The organism is Exiguobacterium sp. B2(2022), assembly GCF_028823655.1.
GTDB lineage: Bacteria > Bacillota > Bacilli > Exiguobacteriales > Exiguobacteriaceae > Exiguobacterium > Exiguobacterium aestuarii_A.
In genome coordinates, this window is record NZ_JAPEHX010000011.1 from 38,309 (window position 1) to 48,701 (window position 10,393).

Consider the following 10,393-nt stretch of genomic DNA (forward strand, 5'->3'; position numbering starts at 1 on the left):
CCCCTTTGTCTGGTTGATTAATGTCTAACCATATTCAATATACCACCAGCTGTCTTTCTCTCTCATTAAAATTTTTTATAAAAATAGACCCAATTTCCTTTACAGAAATTAGGTCTTTCGTCTTATGAGCGTTTAATCCGTACGGTGAACGGGCCGTCCCCTTCCACGTTCTCGAACGTGACGGAAATCGGGTAGGCATGTTTGCTGTGGACCGGGTTCTCAAGACGGATTGTCGTGAGACCGACAACTTCTTCTCCACTCATGAGTTCGAGTGGGAGTTGTTCCACATTCAAATCGTGGGCATAGCCGTTTCGGAGAAGGAGTGTCGTCGTGACACGCGTCTCGTCTTGTTCGACGGCGACGAGCATCATGTTGAACTCGTCTTCCCCGACCGGTGGTGTCGCAACGTTCGTGCGCATCACTTGTTGCCACGCCCCTGGCGAGAACTGTTCCATCGCCTCACGTGAGATGGCTTGGATCGCGTCGATCGGGTTCATTTGGAAGACGAGACGAAGTGGTGCAGACGTGTCAATCTCGCCAAACAATTCATCTTGAAGGAAATCGAGGTAAACGGGCTTACTCGTCCACGGCTCGAAGTTCGGGAGCGCCGAACGTTCCAACACTTTTCGTCCGAGCGGCATGTTGTTCGCGTCGAGCAATAAGACCGGAAGTTCGTTGATTTCAAACGAACTCGGGAGCGTGTTGCGGAACAACGCGACAATCGACAAGTCCTGACCGAGCGACTCGGCGCTCAACAGTTCGATTGAGAGCTGGTTGTCGAGGAGTGCCGGGAGTCGTTTCGCATGATAACGGAAGACGTACTCATCTTCTTTCGGGATCCCCATCTCATCATCGAAGACGAGCGTCAACTGACGCCCTTCTTCCGTTTTGCCTGTCTCGATTTGTTTTCGCTTACGAAATCCTAACATTACACTTCCTCCTCTGCCGTCTCGACGAAGTACAGGTCGAGCTGGCATAGTTCTACCGTCACGTCACGGGCGATGTTGACATACGTCTGTTCGAAGATGTCCAACCCTTCTTTGCTGAAGAGACGACTTGGATCTTCTTGGGCATAGCTCCGTAGACCGATTCCTTCTTTCAATCCACTCATCATCGTCAAGTGGTCCGTCCATTTCGTATCAAGGGCACGAAGGAGCGACTCTTTCGTGAATAAGACGACGTCTTCTCGCGTAAGGCGCGCTTCTGTTTTTTGGATGATTTCTTCCATCCAATCCTTTAACGCTTCTTTCAACTCGTACGTATCCGCGATGTCGTTCGACCAAGTCGGCTCTTGCATCGTCAAATAGCGCAAGTCTTCTTTCAATTCGGCGACTGGCCATTCTTCCGGAACGAGTTCGTCCGAGACGTGCATGTCGATACTGTTCTCAAGAGCGAGACGCATCATGCTGAGCACGTTTTTCGTGATGGCATCCGCATCGGCATTGACGGCCTGGTCGCGAATCGTATAGATGATGTTCCGTTGTTCGTTCAAGACGTCATCGAGCTTGAACAAGTAGTCACGGATCGATACGCCGATTCCTTCAATCGTCGTCTGGGCGTATTCCACCACATCGATTGCTTCTTTTGACGAGATCTCACCTGTCGCGTTCGGTTTCAGTTTCTTCTCGACGCGCTCTAGTTTTTGTGCGGCATATCGTTTCACAATCTCATCTTCGAGCGAGACGAAGAACTCAGTCTCCCCTGGGTCACCTTGGCGCCCAGAGCGTCCACGAAGCTGGTTGTCGACACGTTGCGACTCATGACGTTCCGTCCCGACGACGTATAGTCCACCTGCAGCTTTCGATTTTGCATCGAGCATGATGTCCGTTCCGCGTCCGGCCATGTTCGTCGCGATCGTCACTTTCCCGAACTGCCCGGCGTCGGCGATGATGTCGGCTTCTTGTGCGACCGTCTTCGCATTCAACACGTCATGTTTGATCCGTTTCTTCTTCAAATGTTTACTGATCGCCTCGGATTGCGCGATCGATGTCGTCCCGATCAAGACGGGACGTCCCATCGCATGCAACTCGTCGACTTTTTCCGTCACGGCCGCATACTTCTGCTCGATCGTCATGAAGATGCGGTCCGGATGGTCGATTCGTTTCCGTTCACGGTTCGTCGGCACTTGCACGACGTCCATGTTGTACGTCTTCAAGAACTCTTGGCGTGACGTCTGTGCCGTCCCCGTCATCCCGCCGACGAGCGGATACATGCGGAAGTAGTGCTGGATCGTGATCTCCGCCGTCGTCTTGTTCTCCTCGGTGATTGTGACGCCCTCTTTCGCCTCAAGCGCCTGATGCAATCCTTCGGAGAGACTACGTCCTTCCATGATACGTCCCGTGAACAAGTCGATCAGCTCGATCTTGTCGTCACGAACGATATAGTCGACATCGAGCTCGAACAACACGTTCGCACGAAGCGCCTGGACGAGATAGTGATAGAGCACCTGATGCGACGCACTGAATAAGTTGTCGATGGCGAACAACTCTTCGATCTTGGTAATTCCCGCTTCGGTGAACGAGGCCGCCTTCGATTCCAAATCGACTTCATAGTCCGTCTCTTCAAAGTTCGAGATGACTTGCTGTGCGAGTTGTTTCAAGCGGATGTGTGAACGGTCCTTTTGCGCGATGATGAGTGGCGTCTTCGCCTCATCGATCAAGATGCTGTCCACTTCGTCGACGAGGGCGAAATGGAACGGGCGCTGGACGCGCTCTTCCGGCTTCCCGACGAGGTGGTCACGCAAATAGTCGAACCCGAACTCGGTCCCGACCCCGTACGTGATATCCGCTTGATAAGCGGCGCGCTTCTCGTCTGGTTCGATGTCCGGCACGTTCAAGCCGACCGTCAAACCGAGGAAGTCATGAATTTTACCGATTTGTTCGGCGTCACGTCTCGCCAAATAATCGTTCACGGTGATGACGTGGACGCCTTTTCCTTCAAGTGCCTTGACGTAACTCGGCAAAGCGGCGACGAGCGTCTTTCCTTCCCCTGTCGGCATCTCCGAGATGTTTCCTTCGAGAAGGGCGAATCCACCGATGAGCTGGACGTCGTAATGACGCATGCCGAGCACGCGGACCGATGCTTCGCGGACGAGGGCGAACCCTTCTTCGGCGATGTCATCGACTTTCTTTCCATCTAGGAGACGTGCCTTGAGCGTCTCCGTATATGTACGCATCTCGTCATCCGAGAGTGCTTGCATCGTTGTCTCTAATTCGTTGATTCGCGCGACCCGTCGTTCGTACGCTTTCAAACGCCGGCTTTGATCATTCGTTAATTGTTTTACAAATTGGATCACACTAATAGCCTCCATCTTTCTGTCAATTCATCTGTTACATACTCGTCTATTATAACGAAAATCGAGTGAATTCGGAGATTTTTTTACGAAAACTTCCTAAAAGTTGGTTTTTGTCATGTTAAAAACCTATAAATTTTGGTTAATTTTCAAAAAGTCTTTGTAAAAATATTTTCAATTCACTATTTGAGACGGCGTGAGACCGTGTTACGATGAGAAAAACAGAACATTTGTTCGTAAAAAGGAGTGGTGACGATGCGCAGACGAATCTTTTGTATCGACAGCGTCTCGTTCTATGCCAGTTGCGAGTGTGCCGCGCGCAACAAAAATCCTTACCGCACGAAGCTTGTCGTCCTCTCGAATCTCCAGGATAGCGGGGCACTCGTCCTGGCGGCGACCCCGAAGATGAAGCAGCTCGGCATCAAGACCGGGTCGCGTCGCTTCCACATCGACCGTCTTCCTTGGCACGAACGGCGGGATGTTTTGTATGCCGAGGCGCGGATGAGTCATTACTTGAACGTCTCCATCCAAATCATCCACATCCTCCATCAGTTCGCTCCGCCCGAAGCGATTCGCGTCTACTCGATTGACGAGACGCTTGTCGACATGACGGGGACGGAGCGGCTATTCGGAAGTGACGAGCACGTCGCCCACCTCATGCGCGCGACGATTTTTCGCTATACGGGCATCCCTGTGACGATTGGCATCGGACCGAACAACGTCCTCGCCAAGCTCGTTCTCGACTTGCATGCGAAAAAAGAAGGTGTCGCCACGTGTCTCCTCCACAATGTCGAACGGCTTATCCATCCGGCGCCGATCGAGAAGATGTGGGGCGTCGGGGCGAAGATGGCGGTCCACTTGCAGCGACTCGGCATTTTCACGATTGGTGATTTGGCCCGCTATCCGCTCGAGTCTCTTCATGAAAAATTCGGCGTCATCGGTGCCGAACTCTGGCATCACGCCTGGGGCATCGACGAGTCCCCCACCATCTTGCCGGCGAGTTCCTTGTTCGGGGCGAAACGGACGCGACCGAAGTCAATCGGACACGGGATCACCCTCATGAAAGATTACACGACGTACTCCTCGATCCGGCTCGTCCTACAAGCAATCGCGGTCGAAGTCGGGATGCGGACCCGGCAAGCGGGACTCGTCGGGGGAACGATTCATCTCGGGGTACGCTATACGCGGACGAGCGACCGAGGCGGGTTCAGCAAACAAAAAAAGCTCCCCCGCTTCACAGCGGACGAGCAAGAGTTTTTACCCATCTTGTTGCAACTATTTTTAGACGGCTGGGAAGAGACAGAGGCCGTCCGCTACGTCTCAGTCGCCCTCGGCAAACTCGAGCCACGGAGCGAACACGTCCAATTGTCGTTCTTCGAAGACGAATGGGCGAAGGCGAAACGGCTCGACTTCCTCGATTTGATCGACGGGTTGAACGTCCGGTTCGGTCGCGGCACGATCCGACCGGCGTCGAGCTTACTGAAAGATAGTCCGCTTCGGACGCGCCAACGCTTAATTGGCGGACATAAACAAGGAGGCGATTCTTCATGAGTAAGACCCGCTATCGTGACCGAGGTGAGTTGAAATGGATCCCATTTCTCATGCCCGAACACGTCGCCCTACTGAAACGTTATTATGCCCAAATCCAAAAGATCGAGCTACCCGATTTGGACGAACAGCTCCTCTATCTCTGGCAAACCGAGCTCGAACGCGCCATTCGTGAAGGCGATCAGGTCGAGGTGACCTTGTTCGTGGACGGCTTGACGAAAAGCATGCGCGGCTACGTCCACGCCATCTATTATGCCGAGCGCGAAGTCGAACTGTTCGACGGTGAAGTACGGCGCGTCCCGTTCAGTGACATCTTGTCCGTTCGTTAAGACGCCTCAATCGCCTCTTGTGTTGTCTCGAACGTCTCAATCCCGTCAAGTAGCCCATAGTGAGCAAACGTCGCACGGACCGATGGCGACAGATGCGCGAAGATGACGTGCCGGTCGGCCGCTTTCAGTTCGGTGACGACACGACGCAACTCCTCGACCGCGGTCACGTCGATGACCGGGCAGCGGTGGAAGTTGAAGATGAACACGTTCGGCTCCCGATGAATGTGATGGAGGACGTGCTCGAACAGCTCGACCGCACCGAAAAAGAGGGGACCTTCTACACTGAAGACGATTTGTCCGTCCCGCGTGACGTACCGTTCTGTCCGTTCACGCACGTCGATTGTATCCGCCATCCGCTTCGCGAAGAGCGCGAGCGCACAGATGACCCCGACCTCAACGGCGACGACCAAGTCGACGAATACCGTCAACAGTAGCGTGACGAGAAGGACGAGCGACTCAGATGAACGATGACGTAACATCGCCATCACGTGATGACGCTCGGACATGTTCCAAGCGACCCGCATCAAGATTGGGGCGAGTGCGGCGAGCGGCACGTAACTCGCGAACGGCGCGAGGACGAGCACCGCAACGAGGACCGTGATGCCGTGAATGACACCGGCGCGTCGGCTGACCGCTCCCGCTTGAATGTTTGTCGCCGTCCGAGCGATGGCACCTGTCGAAGGGATTCCGCCGAAGAACGGCGTGATCACGTTCGCGAGCCCTTGCCCGAACAGTTCCTTGTCCGGCTTCATCTTCGTCCCCGCCATCCCATCGGCGACCGTTCCTGATAAAAGTGATTCGAGCGCACCGAGGAAGGCGATGGCGAACGCAGACGGAAGGAGCGTCGTGATCAAGTCGATGTCGATGGCGAGCCAGTTGAATTCTGGCAGTCCGCTCGGGATGCCGCCATATGCACTTCCGATGGTCGCGACTGTACCTGGGATGAGGAGACTGACGAACGTCGGGACGAGCATCGCCATGAGTAAGAGCGGTAAACGAAACGGCAGCTTCGGCACGAGCCAAAGCGTCAAAAAGCCGATCCCGGCAATGACAATCGGCCACATCGATGCTTCGGGCAACGCCTGACCGAGACGAAGCAGATTCTCATGAAAGTGCGGCGCCTTCTCAAACGTGACCCCGAACAACTCATCGAGCTGGTCGACGAAGATGACAACGGCGATCCCTGCCGTGAAGCCGATGGTGACGGCACGAGGCATGAAACGGATGAGCCGTCCGACCCGAAGCACGCTCATGAGGAGCAGTAAGATGCCCGCAAGAACGGTCGTGACGAGCAACCCCTCATATCCGTATGCGAGAACGACACCCGAGACAATCGGGATGAACGCTCCCGTCGGCCCGGCAATTTGGAACGTCGAACCCCCGAACAAGCTGACGAGGATTCCAGCGAAGATGGACGTGTAGAGCCCATACACCGGCGGGACCCCTGAGGCGATGGCGAATGCCATGGCGAGCGGGATGGCGACGACACCGACCGTGATTCCGGCCGAGATGTCTTTTTGCCACATCTCACGTGTGGAGAGTGAGTCTTGCATCATACATTCCTTCTTTCCAATCAGTTCAAAAACGAGTTCAGTGTACGCCTAGAAAGAAGGCTTGTAAACGGGTTGAGAAAAACGTTAACAGAATGTACAAAGAACGAGATGGTACAATAGGCATTAGACACACACTGATAAAAGTTAGAATCATTGAACTGATATTACCTTCCGTAACAAAGGAGATATAATCTATGGAAAAACAGTTTGCCATATTAAAAGATTTATCTGAATATCGTACACCGACTGAAATGAAAAATTACTTTGAAGAGGTGATTCAAGCACTGAAGGACGACCGCATGGCTTTAAAGATTTCGAGGTTACGCAAAGGAGAATTCAAAGAGTTTCAAGAGGAGTTTGTACCCGCTTATGTATTTTCCCTCTCGCCTTATTTCCCAAAAGACGCTAAAGCGAAAATCATCATCGGGAATCAAAATTATGACTTTGTCATACTGCATCCAAACGGGACCGAAGAAAAGTTCGAAGTGAGTTCTTACATAAACGGACCACGGGAAGTGGAAATTGCACAAGCTTTAAATGAACAAGGGATGTGGATCTCAAGATTAAAAGGTTATGAACAGCTAAAGGAACAGGCTGCCACGTACATTGAAGAAACAAAAAAGAACATGCTGAAAAAATCTCAAAAGGATTATACCCATGCATCTCTATTATTTGAAGTTTCTACTTTTGAATTTTCCGTCATCTTTCACAATGAGTTTGATACCTCTCTCTTGGACTTAGCAAAGTTCATGTACGACACTCCATTCAAAGCAAAACACGTATATCTCATCGTTCAAAATGGAGATGACATTCCGACGGTAGCTTCTAACATCATCAAAGTAAAGTAAAAAGACGCACCTTTCGATGCGTCTCCCTTCAATTCGTCGGAGCCTCTACGACTTGATCACCGTCTTCCGCGTCTTTCGCCAGCAACTTCACGTGACGACCGAACAACCACATGACGACGAGATGGGCTTTCGCCTGCGTCTTCGTATAGAACCACCACGGAAGTGCTGGTACGAACTCATGGATGGCGACGAGTCCTTCATCCGACTTCGGTAAACGTCTAAACTCGAGACGTCCCGTCTTATCCTCTTCACTCAATTTGACGAACTTGCCTCCGTCAATCGCAAAGGATGCCATATCGTCCGTCGCTTCTCGTTCAAGGGATAGATGAAGTGCGACGAATGATGGATCGAGCAGCGCGATCTCCCAATCATCGTCTTCTTTCGTCGTCTGAATGAGCGGATACATAAAACGACCGAGCCACTCAAAGTACGTGTCCGCCATCCAAAGTGCCGACTTCTCTTCCGGCAGACCGAACCGCTGAATCGAGCGGACGGTGTATGACTTTGGCTGCTTTTTCTTCTTGCCGCCTGAGGATTGTTTCTCTTCCTCTTCAAGCGCATGTTCGACAGCCTGTTTAAACGGGATCTCACCTTGTCCAATGCCTTCCACCGTATCTTCTGCCACCATCGCATGCCCCATGCTCTCGACGAGCGGATAGACGGTTGCCTTCGGTTCACCTGTGACGGCCATGACCCACAGACGCGACAGTTTGATTGTCGGGAACGGGAAGTCGATCAGGACGCGACGCTTGTCCATGACCTCGGCCGTCTGTTCGATCATCTTCCGATACGTCATCACTTCGGGACCCCCGATGTCGATATGACGATCATAAAGCGACTCGGCACCGACGACCGAGATGAGTGCCTGAACGGCTTCCCGAATGTCGATTGGATGCGTCTCCGTCTTCGTCCATCGTGGCAAGATCATCGACGGCAACCGTTTGACGAGTTTCGCTAAAATCGGGAACGATGAGCCTTCCGGACCGATGATGAGCCCCGCCCGAATCGTCGTTACCGGTACGCCTTGTCCGCCGAGAATACGTTCGACCTCGAGTCGGCTCTTCAAGTGACGTGACAACGTCTTCTCTTGTTTCGGAATGATGCCGCTCAAATAGACGACCTGCTCAATGTCATTCGCCTTCGTCGCTCGGGCGAAGTTGTCCGCAATGAGTGCGTCCATGTCTTCGAACGTCGCCTGCGTCAAGCCGCCGTCCGGAATCATCGAGTGGACGAGGAACATGGCGTAGTCTGCTCCCTCACATGCTTCTTTGGTTGCCTCATATGAAAATAAGTCACAGGCACGCCATCTGATATGGGCTTCATCTTCTTTATTCTTCGTTGATCGCGACAACGCGATGATATCGTACTCTTCTTTCAGCTGTTCCATCACATTCGAGCCGATATAGCCGCTCGCTCCCGCAATGACAATCGTTTTCCGCATAAAGCTCACTCCCCTTCATTTTCACATAGAGGTAATGTACCCGTCTTTTCGAAAAAATAAATCAGTCTAAGTATGTAGAGCCTGCCCGTTCGATACGTAATAAAATGAGAATAATTAGAAAAAGGAGGAATATTCATGGGATTCTGGTATTTTCTTTTGCTTGGATTGGGAATGATCCTCGTCGTGAGAGGGATTGTAAGTAGCGCGAAACAAGGTGGATTGATTTTAGTCGGGCTTGTGATGATCGGAGTATCCATATTTATGTTCCAAGATGGCAGCGCGGACTTGGTCGCAAGTTGGTTTGATCAAATCACGGGTCGATAGACCAGCAGTGGAATAAATCGATATCACCCGTTATCAGATTGGTAACCAACAGACTTCAATTTATGTGGAGGGAACACGACGATGAAACAGTTCAAACGAGTAAGTGCCATGGCGTTATTCGCCTTGATTGGGTTTGTTCTTTTCCACTATGCGACAGAGTCAAAGACAGGATCCGCTGCATGGACGACGGAAGCTGCGACACATCACTTCAAAGAGATCTTAGACGCACAACGAGTAGCGATTGAAGCACATACTCCTCTTGAAAATATCGAGCGAACGAAACTGTCGCACGAAGATGATCTCGTCCGACTCGTTCTCGGTCAGCGGGATTGGGTCGAGCAATTCCAATATACGATTCAGGATGTGCAAGTGGAGGAAAAAGGCGGTTTCTTATACGCGAATGCATATGTGACGAGACATCTTACATTCCAAAACGGTGTAACGACTGGGCTTGGTGACGAGATGACGATTCAATTGAGATCTCCGAATGAGGCAATAGAAGAAGTCGAGCTTGATAATCATAGTGTGACACAATCGGAACAACCTTTTTTCAAACGCTGGGTCGACCGAGTATTGGATTGAATAAATCCACTATCCAATTGGAAGGTGGAATTATTGTTAAGACGATAAATCTAGACCAATACCGTCACCTAAAATTTCTCCGTTTTTAGCGGTGTAGTCGACACGAATATCAGCCTGACGTAAAAGTCACTCTCTTGTCACGAAGACATCTATGTTCTAACGAGTGCTTCATCCCCGGTTTTTAGTTCTCGGTGAAGTGTCGGGATATTTTATCTATCTCTACTAATTCAAAACCCGTCAATATAATGAGTTAACAATTTATACACTAAAATCTTTCTAGTTTCTCGATATTAAAAACAGCAGTTAGATTGAATCTATCTAAAGCATCTATCATCTAAATATAAAATTATCACGTATCGAATAAACACTTTCACAGAATTTATTTACATTTTTAACTAATTATAATGTTCAATTGTAAATTATTCAGTAAAATAATATTAGTAACTATCTACATAAGGGAAAGGTTGAGGTTTTAT

Annotated in this window: 9 protein-coding genes; 5 read left to right on the forward strand and 4 right to left on the reverse strand. The window is 50.9% G+C overall.

Translation table 11 applies throughout. The annotated features are described in order from the left end of the window. Positions 1 to 122: 122 nt before the first annotated feature. Both ON063_RS03545 and secA2 read right to left on the reverse strand, forming a co-directional pair. A complete protein-coding gene (locus ON063_RS03545; RefSeq protein ID WP_274664258.1) occupies positions 123 to 929 on the reverse strand; it encodes an SLAP domain-containing protein in 807 nt (268 codons plus the stop codon). Further along, a complete protein-coding gene (gene secA2 / locus ON063_RS03550) occupies positions 929 to 3,295 on the reverse strand; it encodes an accessory Sec system translocase SecA2 (protein WP_274664259.1) in 2,367 nt (788 codons plus the stop codon). Before secA2 ends, ON063_RS03545 begins: the two co-directional genes overlap by 1 nt. 252 nt (positions 3,296 to 3,547) lie before the next feature. On the opposite strand from secA2, the gene ON063_RS03555 reads away from it, so the two are divergent. Then, positions 3,548 to 4,843: a Y-family DNA polymerase gene (locus tag ON063_RS03555; protein WP_274664260.1), complete on the forward strand. Its 1,296-nt coding sequence runs from the start codon at positions 3,548 to 3,550 to the stop codon at positions 4,841 to 4,843. After that, positions 4,840 to 5,169, forward strand: coding sequence for a YolD-like family protein (locus ON063_RS03560; RefSeq protein ID WP_274664261.1), 330 nt, complete (start codon positions 4,840 to 4,842; stop codon positions 5,167 to 5,169). Before ON063_RS03555 ends, ON063_RS03560 begins: the two co-directional genes overlap by 4 nt. Here ON063_RS03560 and ON063_RS03565 read toward each other — a convergent pair. Continuing rightward, positions 5,166 to 6,722, reverse strand: coding sequence for a SulP family inorganic anion transporter (locus tag ON063_RS03565; protein WP_274664262.1), 1,557 nt, complete (start codon positions 6,720 to 6,722; stop codon positions 5,166 to 5,168). The genes ON063_RS03560 and ON063_RS03565 overlap by 4 nt on opposite strands. A gap of 194 nt (positions 6,723 to 6,916) precedes the next feature. On the opposite strand from ON063_RS03565, the gene ON063_RS03570 reads away from it, so the two are divergent. Further along, a complete protein-coding gene (locus ON063_RS03570) occupies positions 6,917 to 7,570 on the forward strand; it encodes a hypothetical protein (protein ID WP_274664263.1) in 654 nt (217 codons plus the stop codon). 28 nt (positions 7,571 to 7,598) lie between these two features. Here ON063_RS03570 and ON063_RS03575 read toward each other — a convergent pair whose 3' ends face one another. Beyond that, a complete protein-coding gene (locus tag ON063_RS03575) occupies positions 7,599 to 9,011 on the reverse strand; it encodes an NAD-dependent epimerase/dehydratase family protein (RefSeq protein ID WP_274664264.1) in 1,413 nt (470 codons plus the stop codon). Positions 9,012 to 9,146: 135 nt separating this feature from the next. On the opposite strand from ON063_RS03575, the gene ON063_RS03580 reads away from it, so the two are divergent. Both ON063_RS03580 and ON063_RS03585 read left to right on the forward strand, forming a co-directional pair. Continuing rightward, on the forward strand, positions 9,147 to 9,335 hold the full coding sequence (locus tag ON063_RS03580) for a hypothetical protein (RefSeq protein WP_214785813.1): 189 nt from the start codon (positions 9,147 to 9,149) through the stop codon (positions 9,333 to 9,335). A gap of 81 nt (positions 9,336 to 9,416) precedes the next feature. After that, entirely contained in the window at positions 9,417 to 9,917 is a 501-nt protein-coding gene (locus ON063_RS03585; RefSeq protein ID WP_274664265.1) for a hypothetical protein, read from the forward strand. Positions 9,918 to 10,393: the final 476 nt, after the last annotated feature.